Origin of the sequence: Rhodoferax sp. U11-2br (genome assembly GCF_018619435.1) — a bacterium.
GTDB lineage: Bacteria > Pseudomonadota > Gammaproteobacteria > Burkholderiales > Burkholderiaceae_C > Rhodoferax.
This window is the reverse complement of the sequence record NZ_JAHFZF010000001.1, coordinates 65,077-83,952: the sequence shown is the minus strand read 5'-3', so window position 1 is coordinate 83,952 and position 18,876 is coordinate 65,077. Positions and strand designations below refer to the sequence as shown.

22 protein-coding genes and 2 tRNA genes are annotated in these 18,876 nt (G+C 56.6%); 11 read left to right on the top strand and 13 right to left on the bottom strand.

All coding sequences use genetic code 11. The features are described from left to right. Positions 1-14 precede the first annotated feature (14 nt). Positions 15-1,760, bottom strand: coding sequence for a lipid A export permease/ATP-binding protein MsbA (gene msbA, locus KKO72_RS00385; RefSeq protein ID WP_214934226.1), 1,746 nt, complete (start codon positions 1,758-1,760; stop codon positions 15-17). A gap of 108 nt (positions 1,761-1,868) precedes the next feature. Here msbA and KKO72_RS00380 point away from each other — a divergent pair, with 108 nt between their 5' ends. From KKO72_RS00380 to KKO72_RS00355, 6 genes are all read left to right on the top strand, one after another. Continuing rightward, positions 1,869-2,624 (top strand): glycosyltransferase family 2 protein, encoded by a 756-nt coding sequence (locus KKO72_RS00380; RefSeq protein ID WP_214934223.1) that lies wholly within the window; start codon positions 1,869-1,871, stop codon positions 2,622-2,624. 6 nt (positions 2,625-2,630) lie between these two features. Continuing rightward, positions 2,631-3,713 (top strand): hypothetical protein, encoded by a 1,083-nt coding sequence (locus KKO72_RS00375; RefSeq protein WP_214934220.1) that lies wholly within the window; start codon positions 2,631-2,633, stop codon positions 3,711-3,713. A 61-nt stretch (positions 3,714-3,774) separates the two neighbouring features. Beyond that, positions 3,775-5,049 (top strand): Tol-Pal system beta propeller repeat protein TolB, encoded by a 1,275-nt coding sequence (tolB, locus tag KKO72_RS00370; RefSeq protein WP_214934206.1) that lies wholly within the window; start codon positions 3,775-3,777, stop codon positions 5,047-5,049. Positions 5,050-5,069: 20 nt separating this feature from the next. After that, positions 5,070-5,603: a peptidoglycan-associated lipoprotein Pal gene (gene pal / locus KKO72_RS00365; RefSeq protein WP_214934203.1), complete on the top strand. Its 534-nt coding sequence runs from the start codon at positions 5,070-5,072 to the stop codon at positions 5,601-5,603. Beyond that, a complete protein-coding gene (ybgF, locus tag KKO72_RS00360) occupies positions 5,600-6,388 on the top strand; it encodes a tol-pal system protein YbgF (RefSeq protein ID WP_371736789.1) in 789 nt (262 codons plus the stop codon). Before pal ends, ybgF begins: the two co-directional genes overlap by 4 nt. After that, positions 6,385-7,167, top strand: coding sequence for a ThiF family adenylyltransferase (locus tag KKO72_RS00355; protein ID WP_214934682.1), 783 nt, complete (start codon positions 6,385-6,387; stop codon positions 7,165-7,167). Before ybgF ends, KKO72_RS00355 begins: the two co-directional genes overlap by 4 nt. Positions 7,168-7,182: 15 nt before the next feature. Here the strand turns inward: KKO72_RS00355 and KKO72_RS00350 are convergent, their stop codons facing one another. The 7 genes from KKO72_RS00350 to KKO72_RS00320 all read right to left on the bottom strand — a co-directional run bounded on the left by KKO72_RS00350 (position 7,183) and on the right by KKO72_RS00320 (position 10,304). Further along, a complete protein-coding gene (locus tag KKO72_RS00350) occupies positions 7,183-7,698 on the bottom strand; it encodes an epimerase (protein ID WP_214934200.1) in 516 nt (171 codons plus the stop codon). 95 nt (positions 7,699-7,793) lie between these two features. Beyond that, positions 7,794-8,096, bottom strand: coding sequence for a DUF5710 domain-containing protein (locus KKO72_RS00345; protein WP_214934198.1), 303 nt, complete (start codon positions 8,094-8,096; stop codon positions 7,794-7,796). A gap of 27 nt (positions 8,097-8,123) precedes the next feature. Further along, a complete protein-coding gene (locus KKO72_RS00340) occupies positions 8,124-8,366 on the bottom strand; it encodes a hypothetical protein (protein ID WP_214934195.1) in 243 nt (80 codons plus the stop codon). A 75-nt stretch (positions 8,367-8,441) separates the two neighbouring features. Then, positions 8,442-9,185 carry an NAD(P)H-binding protein gene (locus KKO72_RS00335; protein WP_371736788.1) on the bottom strand — a complete coding sequence of 248 codons (744 nt, stop codon included), beginning with the start codon at positions 9,183-9,185 and terminating at the stop codon, positions 8,442-8,444. A 368-nt stretch (positions 9,186-9,553) separates the two neighbouring features. After that, complete coding sequence (locus KKO72_RS00330; RefSeq protein WP_214934192.1) at positions 9,554-9,904, bottom strand: VanZ family protein; 351 nt, start codon at positions 9,902-9,904, stop codon at positions 9,554-9,556. Further along, positions 9,894-10,103 (bottom strand): NF038104 family lipoprotein, encoded by a 210-nt coding sequence (locus tag KKO72_RS00325; protein ID WP_214934189.1) that lies wholly within the window; start codon positions 10,101-10,103, stop codon positions 9,894-9,896. The genes KKO72_RS00330 and KKO72_RS00325 overlap by 11 nt, the downstream gene beginning before the upstream one ends. Positions 10,104-10,228: 125 nt before the next feature. Continuing rightward, positions 10,229-10,304, bottom strand: a tRNA-Asn gene (locus KKO72_RS00320). Positions 10,305-10,437: 133 nt separating this feature from the next. On the opposite strand from KKO72_RS00320, the gene KKO72_RS00315 reads away from it, so the two are divergent. Continuing rightward, a tRNA-Val gene (locus tag KKO72_RS00315) sits at positions 10,438-10,512 on the top strand. A gap of 223 nt (positions 10,513-10,735) precedes the next feature. Here KKO72_RS00315 and KKO72_RS00310 read toward each other — a convergent pair. The 4 genes from KKO72_RS00310 to KKO72_RS00295 form a co-directional block, all read right to left on the bottom strand. After that, a complete protein-coding gene (locus tag KKO72_RS00310) occupies positions 10,736-12,160 on the bottom strand; it encodes an exonuclease domain-containing protein (RefSeq protein ID WP_214934187.1) in 1,425 nt (474 codons plus the stop codon). Positions 12,161-12,319: 159 nt separating this feature from the next. Further along, positions 12,320-12,865: an NUDIX hydrolase gene (locus KKO72_RS00305; protein ID WP_078366731.1), complete on the bottom strand. Its 546-nt coding sequence runs from the start codon at positions 12,863-12,865 to the stop codon at positions 12,320-12,322. A gap of 73 nt (positions 12,866-12,938) precedes the next feature. Beyond that, positions 12,939-13,634, bottom strand: coding sequence for a fumarylacetoacetate hydrolase family protein (locus KKO72_RS00300; protein WP_214934184.1), 696 nt, complete (start codon positions 13,632-13,634; stop codon positions 12,939-12,941). Between the two features lie 45 nt (positions 13,635-13,679). After that, positions 13,680-13,982 carry an antibiotic biosynthesis monooxygenase gene (locus tag KKO72_RS00295; RefSeq protein ID WP_214934182.1) on the bottom strand — a complete coding sequence of 101 codons (303 nt, stop codon included), beginning with the start codon at positions 13,980-13,982 and terminating at the stop codon, positions 13,680-13,682. Between the two features lie 143 nt (positions 13,983-14,125). Between KKO72_RS00295 and ycaO the strand changes: the two genes are divergently transcribed. Then, a complete protein-coding gene (ycaO, locus tag KKO72_RS00290) occupies positions 14,126-15,853 on the top strand; it encodes a 30S ribosomal protein S12 methylthiotransferase accessory factor YcaO (RefSeq protein WP_214934179.1) in 1,728 nt (575 codons plus the stop codon). Next, on the top strand, positions 15,828-16,625 hold the full coding sequence (gene pgeF, locus KKO72_RS00285) for a peptidoglycan editing factor PgeF (protein WP_214934176.1): 798 nt from the start codon (positions 15,828-15,830) through the stop codon (positions 16,623-16,625). Before ycaO ends, pgeF begins: the two co-directional genes overlap by 26 nt. Here the strand turns inward: pgeF and KKO72_RS00280 are convergent. After that, positions 16,554-16,856 carry a hypothetical protein gene (locus tag KKO72_RS00280; protein ID WP_214934173.1) on the bottom strand — a complete coding sequence of 101 codons (303 nt, stop codon included), beginning with the start codon at positions 16,854-16,856 and terminating at the stop codon, positions 16,554-16,556. The genes pgeF and KKO72_RS00280 overlap by 72 nt on opposite strands. A 245-nt stretch (positions 16,857-17,101) precedes the next feature. Between KKO72_RS00280 and KKO72_RS00275 the strand changes: the two genes are divergently transcribed. Both KKO72_RS00275 and KKO72_RS00270 read left to right on the top strand, forming a co-directional pair. Continuing rightward, positions 17,102-17,650: a sigma-70 family RNA polymerase sigma factor gene (locus tag KKO72_RS00275; protein ID WP_214934170.1), complete on the top strand. Its 549-nt coding sequence runs from the start codon at positions 17,102-17,104 to the stop codon at positions 17,648-17,650. Between the two features lie 87 nt (positions 17,651-17,737). Continuing rightward, the gene (locus KKO72_RS00270) at positions 17,738-18,829 is read left to right on the top strand and encodes a FecR family protein (RefSeq protein WP_214934167.1); all 1,092 of its coding nucleotides are present in this window, start codon (positions 17,738-17,740) and stop codon (positions 18,827-18,829) included. Positions 18,830-18,876 lie beyond the last annotated feature (47 nt).

The following is an 18,876-nucleotide window of genomic DNA, read 5'->3' as shown; positions in this document are numbered from 1 at the left end:
CCAACTATTTGCTTTTACATCTGAATCTGGTTCAGATTGGCGTAATAGCCGTCGGCAGAGATCAGTTCAGCGTGCGTGCCAGATTCAACGATACAGCCTTTGTCCAGCACCATGATACGGTCTGAGTTTTCGATGGTGCTTAGTCTGTGGGCAATCACGAGCGTTGTACGGTTTTTCATTAACACCGCCAATGCCGCTTGGACTTGACGCTCTGACTCTGTATCGAGTGCTGATGTGGCTTCGTCGAGAATAAGAATGGGTGCATCCTTGAGCAAGGCACGTGCTATGGCGATACGTTGGCGTTGGCCTCCAGAGAGTTTGGCGCCGTCTTCACCGATCAGCGTGGACAGTCCTTCGGGCAACTGCTGAATAAATTCCCAAGCGTTCGCCGCTATAGCTGCTGCAATCACTTTGTCGCGGTCGCAATGGTTGCTTAGTCCAAAGGCAATATTGGCCTCAATCGTGTCGTTAAAAAGCACAATGTCTTGACTGACCAAAGCAATGTTTTGTCGCAGACTTTCCAATGTCAGCTCAAGGATGTTGATGCCGTCAATGCGAATTTGTCCGGCGGTTGGACTGTAAAAGCGTGGTATCAGTGCGCTGACGGTGGTTTTACCTCCTCCAGACGCTCCAACCAAAGCCACTGTTTGTCCTGCGTTCACGCTAAAACTGATGTTGTTCAGTGCGAGCCGTTCGGCGCCAGGGTAGCTGAAAGTCACATGCTCAAAAACGATATCTCCTTTTGCCTCAATGAGTTTTTTATCACCCGTGTCTGTTTCTGTGTTTTGGTCAAGCAGTGCAAAGACGCTCTCACACGCAGCTAGTCCACGTTGCAAAATTGGGCTGATGCTGGTTAACTGTTTGATGGGAGATATCAGCAACAACATGGCGGTGATGAACGATACAAAACCGCCCGCTGAAGTACTGGCTTGACCAGTGGTTTGGCTCAGTGCCAAGTAGGCGATCAAGGCAACGGCTAGAGATGCTGAAAGATGGGTGATGGGCGTCATCGCTGAAGCTGGCAATGCCTCACGCATCATGGATCTGCGAAAACGCTCTGTGTTTTTGAAGAAGCGTTCGGTTTGCTGGGTTTGGCCACCAAATATCTTGATGATTTTGTGTGCGGAAGCGGTTTCTTCAATGGTGTGCGACATCGAGCGGATCGCTTCAAAACTTGAACGACTGGCAGCACGTATGCGTTTGCTAAATCCTTTCACGATGACTGCAATCAAGGGGCCAATGGCCAGTGTGATCAGTGTCAGTTTCCAGTCCAGATACAGAAGATAAACCAGTAGTGCCACACCTGTCAGGGATTCCCGTACAGCGGTTACCAGGACACTTGTCGCAGCAAGATTGACGTTGTCAGCATCGTACAAAATACGAGAAATCAGTTTGCCTGATGATTGGTCATGGAAAGCTTGTGTTGGCAAAAAAAGGATTTTGTTGAACATCTCGCGTCGCAGGTCTGTGACTAGATGTGTAGAAGTCCATGTCATCAAGTAACTGGTACAAAAAGTCAGTATGCCTCGGATGAAAAACAACGCTACGATTCCGAGTGGAATGAGCCAGATCAGTCTTTTGTCTGGTGTCTGGAACCCGTTGTCCAGCAGGTATTTCATGATGGCAGGGAATACCGGTTCGGTAGCAGCTGTGCATACCATGCCTAAAACAGCCAGGCCAAACGCCTTCCAGTACGGGCGGAGATAGGTCAAGAGCCTGGCATAGAGCGCGCGACTACTTTGCGGAGCGGGGTTAGACATGAAGTGACTGATTGAACGCCTGGTGCATCCATTGCGGATTCACGCAGAGCCTCCTGAAACGGCGAGGCAGTTATTATCAGTTGAACTCTGTCACCTCCAAGAATGTCTATGCGTCTTTCAGTTGTTGTCGTCACCCGCAATGAGCAACTTAACATCGAATCCTGTCTGCGGTCTGTTGAATTTGCTGATGAGCTTGTGGTGGTGGACAACACGAGTTCTGACCAGACTGCTGACTTGGCGCGTCAACGGGGTGCAAAGGTGGCTGTGACTCCAGATTGGCCTGGTTTTGGCCCGCAGAAAAATCGAGCGCTGGATCTGGCAACCGGGGATTGGGTGTTGTCTCTGGACGCCGATGAGCGTGTTACACCTGAACTTCGTCAGGAAATTTTGACGGTGATTGCTAGAGCCGATGCTGCAGACTGTTACAGCATTCCTCGCTCATCCTGGTTTTGTGGCCGTTTCATTCGACACTCTGGCTGGACCCCAGACTATGTGGATCGTCTGTTCAAGCGGGGTTCTGCCCGTTTTTCCGATGATCTGGTGCATGAAAGGCTGGTTCATCGGGGGCAATCGCAACCGCTTAAAAATGCATTGCTTCACTATAGCCACCGCAGTTTCTCGGATGTTTTGACCAAGATTGATCGCTATTCCACAGCCTCTGCACAACAGGCTTGGGGTCGGGGCAAGCGATCCTCCGTATGGGGGGCCGTCGGGCATGGTTTGTGGGCCTTTGTCCGGACCTATGTTTTCAAGGCTGGATTTCTGGATGGTGGTCATGGGCTAGCATTGGCCATCGCCAACGCGGAAGGCAGCTATTACCGACACATCAAACTCTGGCAACTGGCACAGCCAGCTAATCAGTGATCGCGCATGATCTTCAACATTGTTGAGCCCACGCTAAACAGCTACACGGGGCATTGTTACAGTTTGGTTGAGGCCATTGCCAAAACGGCTCCTGCAGAACACATCCGTATCTGGTCGGGGAAAGAGATCGGGCAGTTTTGGACATCTCGCGGGGAGATCCGGCCGTATTTTTCTCGTTCTTTGCGAAAAATCCAAAGTTTTTTTCTCTACAAACGTCTCCTGGATCAGCCGGGGAAAATTCTGCTTTCCACTGCGGGCACCACTGATCTGGTGCTCCTGAATTGGGCGGCTAAAGCTCAGATTCCACCTGACAAGGTGTATGTGTATGTGCACTGGCTGGGCACCAAGGCGTCCAAAGCCGGGAAGCTGGCAGCCATTGCTCGGAGCCAGCCATATATTGAGGTTTTGTGTACAACCGAGACCACCACCGTTTTTTTCAAAGAACTTGGTTTTCGAGCCACCACAGTGGCCTATCCGCATGTGATTGATCGGCCTCAGAGACAAACTTTGTCAGGGTTTCGACACTTGTTGTTTGCGGGCGCAGCGCGGATGGACAAAGGCTTCAGCCGGATTGCCGATTTGGTGGATGACTTGGCGCACAGTCAGGGCACCTTGCCCTTCTGGATTCAAACCTCTGCGACGCACCAAGCCAAACATGGCCCGGACATCTTGACCCACATTGAGCGCCTCAAGCAGTCCAACTATCCACAACTGACGCTGCTCAGCGAGACACTTTCACCTCAAGACTACCGTGCGCTGTTTTTCGGAGGGATCAGCATACAGGCCTATGCAGAAGTTGATTTTCAGGATCGGGTGAGTGGTGTGACTCTGGATGCCCTGACCGCAGGTTGCCCGGTGGTGGTCACAGCCAACACGTGGCTGGGACGTATTGTTTTGGAGCACAATGCAGGGGTGACAACCAGCGATCTATCACCATATGGCCTGCGGCGAGCCATTGAAGAAATTGTGCGTGACTACGATGCATTTTCCCGGCGTGCCTTTCAAGCAGGCCAGATACTCCAAAATCAGCATTCCACAGCCGCCATGATGCAGGCCATATTCCACAAAGAGCGCCGAAGCGCTGTGTAAACTGAAATCCTGGGCCTGTGCGCTGACGTTTCGCAATCTATCCAAAGAAGTGACCTACTGCATGCGATTTCCTTTTGTTTCAACCTTGTTTTGCTTCCTGTTGGCATTGTTTAGCTTGCCTTCTTTGGCGCAGTTCCGCGTTGAAGTCTCCGGCGTGGGCTTGACCCAAGTCCCGATCACGGTGGCGCCTTTTAAGGGCCAAGCCACCGCCATTGCAAAGATTTCCGAGATTGTTCAGGCAGATTTGGAGCGCAGCGGGCAGTTTCGGGCTGTGGCGGCGACCCATGGCGCGCTGGATGAGGTGTCTTTGCCGGATTTGTCCGTCTTTCGCCGCGCAGGTTCTGATGCGGTGGTATCCGGCAGCGTGAGCACCTTGGCTGATGGTCGTGTTGATGTTCGCTTTCGGCTGTGGGATGTGGTCAAGGAGCAAGACCTGGGTGGTCAGAGTTTTGCCGTTAGTGCCGCTGACGCCCGTCTGGCTGCGCATCGGGTGGCTGATTACGTTTATGAAAAACTGACAGGTGACAAAGGCGCTTTTTCGACACGTATTGCGTATGTCACCAAATCTGGGCCGCGTTACCAGCTGTGGGTCGCTGATGCCGACGGAGAAAATGCCCAGTCTGCGTTGGCCAGCCCTGAGCCCATCATTTCTCCAGCTTGGTCACCTGATGGCAACCAGTTGGCTTATGTGTCCTTTGAGTCGCGCAAACCGGTGATTTATGTTCACAACGTGAGTTCAGGCAAGCGCCGCTTGATTGCCAACTTCAAAGGCTCCAACAGTGCGCCAGCCTGGTCGCCTGATGGCAAGACGCTGGCCGTGACCTTGAGCCGCGACGGTGGTTCCCAATTGTTTTTGCTGAGTGCGACCGGTGGTGAGCCGCGTCGCTTGATTCAATCCAACAGCATCGATACCGAACCGGTTTTTTCGCCAGATGGGCGCAGCATATATTTTGTCAGTGACCGTGGTGGTTCGCCGCAGATTTACAAGGTGGGTGTGAATGGTCTGGGCGTCGAGCGCGTCACATTCACCGGGGCTTACAACATTTCTCCGTCCATCAGCCAGGACGGACGTTGGATGGCTTATATTTCACGCACAGGCGGTGCTTTCAGGCTGCATCTGTTGGATATTGACAGTGGCAATGTGCGCGTGTTGTCTGATACGGCTGCAGACGAGAGTCCCAGCTTTGCACCCAATAGCAAAATGGTGGTTTACGCGACCCAGTCCCAGGGCAGAGAGGCTTTGATGACGACCACTTTGGACGGCAAGGTGAAGGCCCGGCTGAACGGTCAGAATGGTGATATTCGCGAGCCGCATTGGGGCCCATTTTTGAATTGATGATTTTTTAGGAGAGTTTGATGAAACGGTTGGTCTTGTCTTTTGTTGTGAGTGCCTTTTTGGTTGGATGCGGTTCGACAGTGCCGTTGAATGATGTACCGGTTTCTGATGCCACGGCCAACCCCGTGTCAGGTAGTGGGGGTGACAACAGCGCCTCAGGTGTCAAGAGTGGTGGTGTCACCCCCGTGGATCTTGGTGCGAATGGTGCCCAGGGTGGGCTGCCGTCGGCCAAGAGAATCATCTATTTTGATTACGACAGTTTTGTCATTCGCCCAGAATTCCAAGCATTGATTGCAGAAAATGCCAAAGTCATTTTGAGTCAGTCTGGTCGCAAGGTGGCTATTGAAGGTCACACCGACGAGACAGGTGGCCGCGAATACAACTTGGCATTGGGTCAAAAGCGTGCTGAGGCTGTTGTTGGTGCGTTGAGTGTGCTTGGTGTGCCCAGCAGTCAGCTTGAAGCTGTGAGTTTTGGCAAGGAGAAGCCAGCGGTGGTCGGCAACGATGAGTCTGCCTATGCCAAAAACCGCCGGGCTGAAATCCGCTATCAATGACTTGGGTGCGTGTGATGCAGCTGCGTTTCCCGAAAGCTCACCTTGTTTTTGTGGTTGGTGTGTTGCTTGCCACTTGGGCACACGCTGGTCTTTTCGAAGACGATGAGGCGCGCAAGGCCATTCTGGATTTGCGCCAGCGTGTTGAGAAGCTCAGGGCGGATGCTGACCAGATTCAAACCAGCAGCAAGGATGAGAATGCCGGATTGGGGCGTGGCTTGCTGGAATTGCAGAGGCAAATTGAGCTGTTGCGCGCAGACCTAGCGTCTTTGCGTGGCGTCAATGAGAAGCTGGCCAAAGACTTGGCAGATCTTCAGCAACGTGACAAGGATGAGACGCAAAGCCTGTCGGAGCGTTTGTCCAAGCTGGAGCCCGCAAAGGTCAGCGTGGATGGTGTGGAGTTTGTTGTGACACCTGCTGAGAAGCGTGACTATGAAGCCGCGCTTGCGGTTTTCAGAAAAGGTGACTTTGTCAATGCGCAAAGCCAGTTCTCGGGATTCCTGTCGCGTTACCCCGGCAGTGGTTATGCGCTGACGGCCTTGTTCTGGCTGGGCAATGCGCAATACGCCACACGTGATTACAAAGAGGCGATCGTCAATTTCCGCTCTTTGATTGCCAAAAATCCGGAGCATCTTCGTGCACCGGAAGCCGTCTTGTCGGTAGCCAATTGCCAGTTGGAGCTGAAGGACAGCAAGGGTGCGCGGACCACTTTGACCAATCTGATCAAAGCCTATCCGCAGTCCGAGGCGGCGGTAGCCGCCAAAGAGCGACTGGCTTCGCTGAAATAGCGCACTTAACTTCCTTGCTTCGCAACGTGGAAGATCGTCGATTTGCTGGTTTGGACCGGCTTTTTGGGGTGACTGGCGCTCAGAAGGTGAGGCAGTCACATGTTGTGGTCGTCGGGGTGGGTGGCGTGGGCTCCTGGGCAGCTGAGTCCTTGGCCCGAAGTGGCGTTGGCAAATTGACGTTGATCGATCTTGACCATGTGGCAGAGTCCAACATCAACCGGCAGATTCACGCGACAGAGGCCAGCTTAGGGCAAGCCAAAGTGATGGCGATGCGTGACAGGATCCATACTTTTTTCCCAGACTGCCAGGTGAATTGCATCGATGAGTTTGCAACACCGTCCAATTGGTCTCAGCTGTTGCCTGCGGGCGTTGATGCGGTCATTGATGCCTGCGATCAGTGGCATGTCAAAACCGTCATGGCGAACTGGGCCATACGACAGCGGGTGATCTTTGTTGCCTCTGGTGCAGCAGGTGGCAAGAGACAAGCGCATCTGACAAGCATGGATGATTTGTCCAAAGTGACGCACGATCCTTTGTTGTCGAAAGTGCGTTATCAGCTTCGCAAAAACCATGGCGCAGCGCGTGAAGGTAAAAAAATTGGCCTGGCCTGTGTGTTCAGTCGTGAACCGGTAGCTCCTCCTGACGCATCGTGCGGCATCGTTGGCGATGGTTCACTCAACTGTCACGGTTTCGGGTCATTGGTCACCGTCACAGCCACGTTTGGACAATGTGCTGCCGGTTATGTACTGAACCAATTGGCAGATAAAAAAACCAGTTGACCACAACGGTTGGTGTTACCGGTGGTCGTGCATGTCGCCTGACAGAAGTGTCACGATCCCTGGATTGACGGCTTGGACTGCTTGAATCAGGGCATGGGCCACATCCTTGGCCAGCACGGCACGGTAGTTCACAGGAAGAAGAGGGCGCAGCCGACGAGCCAGCCACAAGCCAAGTCCTTCAACACCACGCTTGGGTTGGCCCAGGGCGGCCCTGTTGCCGTTCAGCAATGAGGGGCGTGCAATCACCAAGCTCTTCAACCCCAACTGCTTCAGGGCAAGTTCCATCTCACCTTTGATCCGGTTGTAGAACACAGGAGACTTGGCATCTGCGCCCATGGCACTGACAACACCAAATCGTTTGGCACCTGCCGCCTGTGCAGCCAGTACAACAGCCACAACGGCATCCAAGTCGATGGCTTTGAAAGCTGATTGACTACCGGCCAACTTGAGGGTGGTCTTTAAGGCGACATAACACTCATTTACTTTGGGAAGGTTTGGCAACCCCGCAAAGTCGACCACTTGGTGGTGCAATTTGAGGTGCTTGAGCGGCAAGGGCTGGCGACAACACGGTTTAGAGTCGCATGACCCAGTTTAATAGCTCCTCGACCTGCGCTCGAACCATGGGCCTAAACCTTTGCTGTGTGCTCGCTGTCTTCCCAAGGCAAAACGTCACAGCCACAGTCTGCTACGCCTGCGTCTGACTTTACTGGAACGTTGACAGCTGCTGGCAGGTTAAATTTCGGCTTTGTCAGCAGTGAATTGCCGCCTGATCCATCCATGGCAGCGTCTAGGTTCGGAATCCACCGCGTAAACGGCGAGAGATCAGCAACATCGACGATGTACCAACACTTCTTGACTGCATCCCAGCGAGCCCCCAGTGCTTTGACGGCGTCTTTTTCTGCAAACGGTGTAACCAGATTGATTCTCATAGCGGAATTATCTGCACAGGCCGGAACTTACTTCAGCGCTTCCTCAAACTCAGCCAGTTCCTTGCCGATGGAGGCGTATTTCTTCGACTTGGCACGGTTGTCAGCCCAATTGAGCACGGCGCCCTCCAGGTCCTCTTTAAAGTGAGCAAGTGCCGATTCTTTGATCGAGTTGGTTGCGCCACTTGACCAGAGGTCAATGAGGGCCGACAGACCATTGTCAAAGTCTTCAAACGTTTCAAGATGAATCCACTGGCCGTTTTTGTCAAACATCGTTTTCCTTTGGTAAATGTTTCAGTGTAGGTGGTGCGCAGCAGAAACAGAGCGTTGGCATTCCTCAGCGCTATGTCATCCACCTTGCATGTCACCGGACAGGAGTCTTACGACCCCTGGCTTGGCCGACTGGACCGCATAGATCAGAGCATGAGCCACATCCTTGGCCAGAATGGCACGGTAGTTCGCCGGCACAAGAGGCCGCAGTATGCGCATCAGCATCAGGCCCAAAGCCTCACCACCACGCTCGGGCTGGCTCAGGGCAGCCCTGTTGCCATCTAATAAGGATGGGCGGGCTATCACTAGGCTTTGCATGCCCAAGCTGGCAAGGGCAAATTCCATCTCGCCTTTGACGCGGTTGTAGAAAACTCGGGATTTCGGGTTAGCACCCATGGCACTGACAACCCCCAACTTGGTAACTCCTGCTATCTTTGCCGCCTTGGCGACGGCCACAACAGCATCTAGGTCGACCGTTTTGAACGCTTCTTGACTACCAGCAACCTTGATGCTCGTACCCAGTGCGATATAGCACTCATCCACCTTGGGAAGGGCAGGTATCGCAGAGAAATCGACCACGTGGTTTTGGAGTTTGGGGTGTTTGAGTGCAAGCGGTCGGCGACCGAGACAGTGAACGGACTCGACGGTCCGGTCAGCCAGCAGCAAGGCGACGATTTCCCTTCCAATGAGACCCGTGGCGCCAGCCACCAAAACCACACGACCTTGATCCGTCGCCATATTCACCCCCTGTTTCACTTCTTGACTCCATCCTTGACGGAGCGTATCAAATTCGCCTCCGAAGTCTTTGGGATGGGTGTGCAAATCCGTCCGGCATTCACGTAAACAAAGCATCATCAAATGCAGATGGTCGTGACAGAGGCTTCGGCATGGGTAGCCACAATGCCCCAAGGGTGGAAATTGAGCAATTGACTACCCGAACAATGTGGCGCAGAATTTCTTCGTAACCGAGTCCCCAACCTCGGTATAGGAGACATGCTGATGATCAAGGACCACACTGACGCTCACACATGACTGACGGTTTGCCGTCATTACGCTTCCCATACATGAGGAAGCAACAAAGGGTTAGGGTTCGACAGGAGCCCAGCCCTTTTTTGTTGTGGCTACGGTCCACCTGATGCGGCTGCAATTGCTACGGTCAATGCGTCGCTGCCAACGAACTGGTAGTTGATTCAGGTTAGATTCCTGACCAGCAATCTTCCTATACGCCATACCGAATACCCGATCACCAATCCCGCACAGTCGGCGATCCAGTCTTGCCAATCGCCTTGCCGCCAGCCGGTCAATCCCTGCACAACCTCAATACCAGCACCAAACAGAGCCAAGCCCAACATCACCCTCGGCAGGCGTCCCGGATAAGCCATCAGGCCCAGGAACGCCAACCCTGCAAAACCCAATGCGTGTTGTGCCTTGTCCCAGAAATGGAATGCCGAAGGGACTTGCTCTGAAGGGACCAGTGACAGCCAAAGGGTGATCAGAACCAGAGTCCAGAACGATGCCTTCCAGAGCAGACTACTCGTCATCGTCTGAATCCGGTATCACGGCATCGGCGACAGCACCGACCGCCTTGGCAGTAACTTTGACCCCGGTGGCAACGACTGTCACCGCAGCATCTGCAACAGCCACCACGGCACAGCCCTGCAAGGAAAAAATGATGCTACCGACCAGGGCCAGTTTGAACGTGCTGAATGGGAAAGAGGGACTGTCAGGCGGTGTTTTCATGGAAATTCATATGCAGAAGCAAAGCTGCCGAACCGATGCAGAGCCAGAGGCGCTGCAATAGACCCATCCGGACAAAAAAAAGCCCTGGTGATTTCTCACAAGGGCTTTATTCGTTTGGATTTTTTTGGCTCCTCGACCTGGGCTCGAACCAGGGACCTACGGATTAACAGTCCGGCGCTCTACCAACTGAGCTATCGAGGAATAAGCCTTAGATTATAGACAGAAGTTTTTGCTGTTCCGGCTGCGCGGCAGATAAAAAATATGATTCTTGTTGCTGTTGATTGCCAGGATGCGCGTGACTATGGCATAATACAGGGCTTGTCTACAACGACAAGGGCGGTTAGCTCAGGGGTAGAGCACAGCATTCACACTGCTGGGGTCGGAGGTTCGAAGCCTCCACCGCCCACCATGAATACCCAAAGACATCAAGGACTCGGCAGAAATGCCAAGTCCTTTTTTCATGGCCGGTGTTTGTTACGTGCTTTGAACGGTCAGACTCTTGGTGGCAGGGCTGGTGATCAGCTTGGACCGTGCAGCTTCAGCCGCGTATCAGCCACTTTGGCACACGCTACCCACACACAAAAGACAAGACGCTATTCAGACCATAGCTGCTCACCCTTGTATTCAAAGGGCTAGAGGTCTTTTCTTCTCATCGATCCGAGTTCCAGCACCGTGGTGCTGGATTTGCCCGGTGGCGTCAAGTACTTGAGCGCCAGGCGGTAGCTGTCCAGGTCAAAGGCCAGCACCTCGGTACGGGTTTGCAGGGCATCGGTCAATTCTTCGTCGCTGCGCACCGTGGCCAGGTGGCACCATTGGTCAAAGATGTGGATGTCGGCTTGACCGGTGTGTGGGTTGTGTTCACGCAGGCCCACCGGTCCGCCAAACGGCCAGACGCGCAATTTGTTGGCGCTCAGTGCCAGCTGCAGGCGCAGTTGGTGGCGCTCAGGTGTTTCCTCGCCGCAGCACACGCCTTTGCAGTGGCCGATCTGATGCGCAAAACAGCGCCCTTTGCCGGATTCCAGACCCAGTGCCTGTGGGCACAGCTGGTGTTGCTCGGCCAGCTCGCGCAGGCTGCTTAAAGCCTGGTTTTTCGAGCGATAGGGGCCGTACAGCTGGCCAAACTGTTGCGGGCTCAGCTCGGCGCCGCGCACCAGAGTCAGCAGCGGGCGGGCATTCGGGTTGGCGTCCAGCCGCCAGGCGCAGAGGTTGTTCTCACGGCGCAACTGGCGGTTGTGCAGCGGTTGGTGCTGTTTGACCAGGCGGGCTTCGAGCAGCAACGCGCCCACTTCACCTGCGGTCTCGATCCACTCGATGCGGCGGATTTCCTGGGCGATACGCATCTCACGTGGCTCGCGGTTGCAGGCAGAGAAGTGCGACATGACACGGCTGCGCAATTTGACACTTTTGCCCACGTAGATTGGCAGTGCGCTCTCGCCGTAAAACAGGTAGACCCCCGGGCCTTCGGGGATGTCGGCCACGTTGGTGTCAAGTTGCGGTGGCAGCGCGGCGCTGCCTTGTAACAGTACCTGCGCCTGGCGTTGCAGATGGTCGGCGCCAAACTGCTGGGTGACCTGCGCCAGCCAGGTTTGCATCACCAGCACGTCGCCCAAAGCGCGGTGGCGTGATTCGGTGCTGATGCCGTGGCGCTGCATGATGGCGTCCAGCCCGTGGCCTTTGACGCCAGGGTAGAGCAGACGTGACAGGCGCACGGTACACAGGGTCTTGCTGCGCAGGGCCACGTCCAAACGCGCCAGGGCGTGCAGCAAGAAGCCGTGGTCAAAGCGCACGTTGTGCGCCACCAGCACCGCACCGTCCAGCAGTTTCAGCAGTTGGGGTGCCACCTCGTCAAAGCGGGGTGCATCGGCCACCATCGCGTTGCTGATGCCGGTGAGTTGTTCGATGAAGCTGGAGATATGGACGCCCGGGTTGACCAGGGTGCTCCAGCGTGCCACTTCCACGCCGTGCTCCACACGCACCGCGGCAATCTCGGTGATCTGATCACGTTGTGCGTTGCCGCCGGTGGTTTCCAGGTCAAGCAGGACGTAACAAGGCAACATGGGGTATTAAAAAGAATAGCTTTCAGCCCTTGTTGTATAAGGGCTAGAGCCAGAAAACGTTAACAAAACATCAGCGCCAGCCAGGCCGGGTCGTCCAGGATGCTGGTGACAAAGTAGCTGCCAGCGCGGTAAAACCACAGCTCGGCGCTGGCCAGTAGCTCAGGTGATATCAAAGACATGGATCGAGAACTGACCCGCACGCTGGTCGGCAAAAAACCGCTTGAGGGTTTCGCCCACGGTGCGAAAAGCGATCTCGTCCCAAGGCACCTCGTCTTCGGTGAACAGGCGAGCCTCAATGGTCTCAAAGCCGGGATCAAACTGGTCGCTGAGCAAGCGCGCCCGGTAAAACAGGTGGACCTGGCCAACCCGGGCGATGTTCACCAAGGAGAAAAACTCGCCCATCTCGAACTGGGCACCGGCTTCTTCGAGCGTCTCGCGGGCCGCGCCTTCGGCCACGGTTTCGTTGAGTTCCATGAACCCTGCGGGCAGCGTCCACTTGCCAAAACGAGGCTCGATGTTGCGTTTGCACAGCAGTACCTTGTTATCCCAGACGGGGATGGTGCCAACCACGTTGAGCGGGTTGTCGTAGTGCACCGTGTGGCAGGCCGGGCAGACGGCGCGTATTTTGGTGTCGCCGTCGTCCGGGATGCGGTACTCCACCGCGTGGCCACATTTTCGGCAATGTTGGAGGGGGGGACGATGCATGTTGCCAGTGTAATTTGAAACCATGCCAGCCTTGTGACAGCGCAGCATGGGCCAGTGCTTTCAACCCACTTTGTCACACCACCTGCAGCGTGATGGGGCTCAGCCCGCTGATGCTGGCCTGCAAGCGGTCACCCTGCACCACAGCCGCCACGCCTGCCGGGGTGCCGGTGTAGATCAGATCGCCGGGCTGCAGGACCCAGGCGGTGGAGAGTTGTGCGATGGTCTCGGCCACGTTCCAGATCATCTGGCTGATTTGGCTGCTCTGACGCGCCACACCGTTGACCTGCAGGCTGATGTCTGCGCTGTGGATGTCCGGGACCGCGTTGGCGGCTGTGATTGGCCCGATCGGCGCCGAAAAATCGAAGCCTTTGCCAATGCACCAGGGGCGTCCCTGCTTTTTCATGTCGTTTTGCAGGTCGCGCCGGGTCATGTCCAGCCCCACGGCGTAACCAAAGATGTGGCCCAGCGCCTGCTCAACCGGGATGTTCTGGCCACCGGTGCCCATCGCCACCACCAGCTCGACCTCATGGTGCAGGTTGCTGGTCAGGCTGGGGTAGGGCAGTTGGGCAGTCTGGCCCGGCTGGCAGACCAGCACAGCGTCCGCGGGTTTCATGAAGAAAAACGGCGGTTCGCGGTTGAGCTGGCCCATCTCTTTGGCGTGGTCTTCATAGTTGCGCGCCACGCAGTAGATGCGGTGCACCGGAAACTGGGCATCGCTGCCGGTCACCGGCATGGTCACGGCGGCAGCCGGCGGGAAAATAAAGTTCATGGTGCTCTCTTTTTGGTTGCTGTAAGCGCTTGGAATACGAGGGCTTCAGGCCGATTTAGCCACCAGATCAAAGTGCTGCACCACCGGCGCACTGGCGAAAAACGGCCCGACGATGGCACGCCATTCACCAAAAGCGGGCGACTCGCGAAAACCCACGGTGTGGTCTTCGAGTGTGGTCCAGAAGATCTGCAACACATAACGGTTGGGGTTCTCGATGCAGCGGTTCACCTTGAAACCTTCAAAACCTTTGGCATGGGCAATGACGGTGCTCAGGCCGCGCTGGATGGCCTCTTCAAACGCGGCGTTGTGTTGCGGGTGGATCGTGATGTCAGCGAGTTCGAGGATCATGGTGGTGCCTATTAATCAATATTGATAGCGGTTGACCCTTTTCCAATAAGGGCTGAAGGGTGATTTGGTGAGTGGTTCTCGGTGAACAGACCCATTCTAGTCACCCCCACCGGTGTCCACAGGGCCACTGTTATCCTTGCCCCATGCACAACACCACGTTTATCCCTGGCAAAGACGCCGCCCTTGAGTCCACCATCAGCACGCTGCAAGGCAAGCTGCAGCAACTGGGCTTCCACATTGAAGAGCGCAGCTGGCTCAACCCGGTGGAGGGCATCTGGTCGGTCCACATCCGCGACCGCGACTGCCCGCTGCTATTCACCAACGGCAAAGGCGCGAGCCGCTTGGCTTGCCTGGCCAGCGCCCTGGGTGAGTTTGTCGAACGCCTGTCCACCAACTATTTCTGGACCCACTTTTACCTTGGGCCGGATGTGGCCAACCGCGATTTTGTCCACTACCCGCAGGAACGTTGGTTTGCCCTGCCCGAAGACGGCAGCTGGCCCACCACGCTGCTGACGCCCGAGCTGCAGGCGCTCTACAACCCGCAAGGCGACATCGAGGCTGAGCGCCTGGTGGAGTTCAACTCCGGCAACGAGGAACGTGGCATCTGCGCCATCCCCTACGTGCGTGAGTCTGACGGCGCCATCGTCTATTTTCCGGTCAACATCATTGGCAACCTGTATGTCAGCAACGGCATGTCGGCGGGCAACACCCAGATGGAAGCGCGCACCCAGGCGCTGTCCGAGATTTTTGAGCGCGCCATCAAGGCACGCATCATCAGCGAAGGCATTTGCCTGCCCGATGTGCCTGAAGAAGTGATAGCACGCTACCCACGTATTGCCAAGGGCATCGCGGCTTTGCGTGAGGCCGGTTTTGGCATCCTGGTGAAAGACGCCTCATTAGGTGGTCAGTACCCGGTGATGAATGTGACCCTGCTCAACCCGCAAGACCAGGGCTGTTTTGCCAGCTTTGGCGCGCACCCGCGTTTTGAGGTGGCGCTGGAGCGCGCCTTGACCGAGCTACTGCAAGGCCGTGCGCTCGATGCCTTGTCGGGCTTTCCCGCACCGGGCTTTGACCTGGACGAGACCGCCAGCTCCACCAACATTGAAATTCACTTTGTGGATTCGAGCGGCGTGATCCACTGGAAGTTTCTGGGCAACCAGCCTGATTTTGAATTTGTCGACTGGAACTTCAGCAGCACCACCGCTGAGGATTACGCCTGGTGCGTACAGCGCCTGCACGCCGATGGCCATGACATCTATGTGGCCGATTTCACCCACCTGGGTGTCTACGCCTGCCGCATCCTGGTGCCGGGCCTGTCTGAGATTTACCCGATCGACGACCTGGAGTTCGAGAACAACAGCATTGCCAACCCGACCCGCGAAGCCATCCTGAACCTGAGCGACCTGGACGACGAAGAGTGCGCCGATTTGCTGGAAACCCTCAACGACTCCAACCTGGCCGACCACCGCCCGGTGCCCGCGTTGATTGGCCTGGCGGCCGACGCAGGCTCGTTCTGGGCCGACCTGCGCCTGGGTGAACTTAAGACCCTGCTGGCCCTGGCCGTGGGTGACGAGGCCGCCACACTGGAAGGCTGTGAGTGGATACTGAACTTTGACCAGCTCAACCCCCAGCGCAAACCGATCTACGCCTGCATCCAGAATCTGATCCACCTGGCCGACATGGGCGACAGCGGCCCGTACCTGGACGCACTGGAACTCTTGTACGGCGCCGGCCCCTTGGCCCAGGCGCATGCGCTGATCATGCAGGAAGACCGCTTCATGGGCCTGAGCGCGCCCGGCCTGGCGCTCGAAGGCTGTGAGATGCACCACCAACTGCTCAAAGCCTATGACAAGGTCCACGCCGCGCACTGACTGGCTGACACCGGACTGGCCCGCGCCAGCCGGTGTGCATGCGATATGCACCACCCGCATGGGTGGCGTTTCCCACGCGCCTTATGACAGCCTGAATCTGGGCGACCATGTGGGCGACGACCAGGCCCATGTGGCCAGCAACCGGGCTATCCTGCAACAGGCCATCGTTGCCAAGCCGGTGTTTCTGAACCAGGTCCATGGCACCGAGGTGCTGCGCCTGGATGCGACCACCCCCAACGCCAGCGTCGCCGACGCCTGCCTGACCGATCAGCTTGGCATCGCCTGCACCATCATGGTGGCGGACTGTTTGCCGGTGCTCTTTTGCAGTACCGATGGCGCCTGGGTGGGCGCAGCACATGCCGGTTGGCGCGGTCTGGCCGGGAACGTTGGTGTTGGTGTACTGGAACAGACTTGTAAGGATTTTCGTGCGCTAGCCCTTATGCATCAAGGGCAAGCAGATACAGAAGTCATAGCGTGGCTGGGCCCGTGTATTGGCCCGCAGGCGTTTGAGGTGGGGGATGAAGTGCGTGCCGCCTTCGTGGAACAAAACACCGAGGCCGAGCAGATGTTTACACCGCTGGGTGGCAGCAAATGGCTGGCCAGTCTGGCTGGGCTGGCGCGTCAACGGCTGTCAGCCTTGGGCATCACCCGGGTCTTTGGCAACGACGGCAGTGCCGACTGGTGCACCGTGACGCAGTCCTCACGGTTCTTTTCGCACCGGCGCGACCGGGTCAGCGGTCGGCTGGCGGTCTGCATCTGGCGCGACACCTGAGGCCTGCGCCTGCGCTTCTGCGCTGGCGGCCACCCGCTCGGCTTGTTCTCTGGCCTTGATGGCACGTTTGCGGCCCGGCGTGCCCATCAGGTACACCACCAGGCCAACTGGCAGCAGTCCATAAAACACAAAGGTGATGACCGCGCCGAGCACGGTGCCGTTGCTGTTGGTGGCTTCGGCCAGCGCCATCATCAGCGCCACATACAGCCATGCAATGGGAACAAGGTACATGGCGTGATTTTGACTAGTTTTTCCCCCCACCCAATTTGTGCATACCTAAGTTGGCATGCGTTCTGTGCGTGACGGTTTAAGGCAGCGCCAGGTTTAGGCGCATTGCACAACCCGCAATTCCAGCGCATAGAACCTGAGATAATGCGAACCTTTCTCAATTAAGGTCTTTCCCAGGTCGACCAAAGCCGAGCACTCAAAGCCAAGCTGCCTGGGTACTGGCGTTTTTTCCCCACATTGGCCTATCCGTGTTCGAGCACTACTACCGTGAGCTGTTGAGCTTTCTTGCACGCAAGGTGGGCGACCGCGAGATCGCAGCAGATCTCACGCAGGAGAGTTTTGCCCGCGTGTATGCCGCATCAGGCAAGAGCCCCGTCACAGAACCTCGTGCGTTGCTTTATGCGATTGCGCGCAATCTTGTGACGGATCACTACCGTCGCGCCAGCGTGCGCGCCGAAGTGGAAATCGACCGCACACCTGGGGGGCTGGGAGAGTCGGATGCCAGCATGGGGCCTGAGTCGATGGAGCCCGAGGCCAGGTTCTCGGGTCGTCAGCGGTTGGCTGCCATCGAACAGGTATTGGCCGAACTGCCTCCTCGACCTCGGCAGGCCTTCGTTTTTTACAAACTCGATGGTATGAGCCGGACCGAAGTTGCAGAAAAAATGGTTATCAGCGTCAAGACGGTGGAGACACACTTGGAAGTGGCCATGCAGGCTTGTCTGGCGCGACTGCAGGTCCTGGATTGCAAGCTACCAGCATCCAAACAGTCAGACAGAAGCCCCCGGTTTCCCCAATGATTGTCTTTTTTTTCACTGTTCCACGGCCTCACCATCCGGCATGGCGTGTGCTCGTGCGTCTACATACATAAGAAAACTTGCCACCGCATGATGTCTGCCACCGTCACCGATGAAGTCTCGCGCCAGCACCAGGAGCTGGTTCGCTGGTTCATGCGCCGCCACGACGCGCAGCCTCCTTCACCCTGGACCGCAGAAGACGAGCACGTCTTTCAGCAATGGTTTTCCGTACCCGCCAACCAACAGGCCTACAAGCAATGGCAGGCCGACTGGGCACTGATCGACACCATGCCCCAGGTCTCAGTCGAACGCCTGCGCGCCATGGTGGTGGCAGACTTGGCTGAGGCGCACCGCGTGAGCCGCAAAGCAGGTAGATCTCAACCCATTCCCCAGCGTCGTCGGCTGCTGACCCAAGGCCTAGCCTTTGCTGGCATGGCGGGCATGACCTTTGGCGTCGGTTGGCTGGGCTGGCGGCATATCCAGGCGCAGCCGGTGTTCGAGCAGGCCTTCAACAGCCGCAAGGGCCAGCAGATCGAAGCCAGGTTGCCCGACAGCTCCTCGCTGCGCCTGGACACCGCGACGGCGCTTCAAGTCACCTTCTTTCGGGGCCGACGTGAAGTGCATCTGGTGCAGGGCCAGGCTTTTTTCTCGGTGGCACCCGATGCCGCAAGGCCATTTGTTGTCGAAGCGGGGGGGGCTGTTGTCACCGTGTTGGGCACCCGGTTCTCCGTGCGCTACACACCAGACATGCCTGGCCGGGACGGTGTGGAGGTGGCGGTGGAGCAAGGCAAGGTGCGCGTGACCCGTGTGCGAGGTGCACATGACCAACCGACCGGGGGTGCCGCCGATGTTGAAACTTTCGACCTCACCGGTGGGCAGATATTGGTTCTGCCTGCTGACGGAACAAGTCCTGTCCTGCGCACCGTGTCAGGCGTTGATGTGGCCGCGTGGCGGAACATGCCTTTGAGTTTCAGCGACATATCGTTGTCTGAAGCCGTGGCCGAGATGGCGCGCTACGCGGATCTTGGCATCGCTGTCATCGACCCCGCAGTGGCCAATCTGCGTCTGAGCGGCACCTTCGACCCGCGCGACGCTGTTGCCACCCGACATCTATTGGCAAACGCCTTGCCGGTCCGCCTGGTGGACGGTGCACGAGGTGTGGAAGTGCGGCCACTTCGCTGAACGGTCCAGTTGGTGCAGGGACCCCTGGTCGTCCATGACGCACCGGC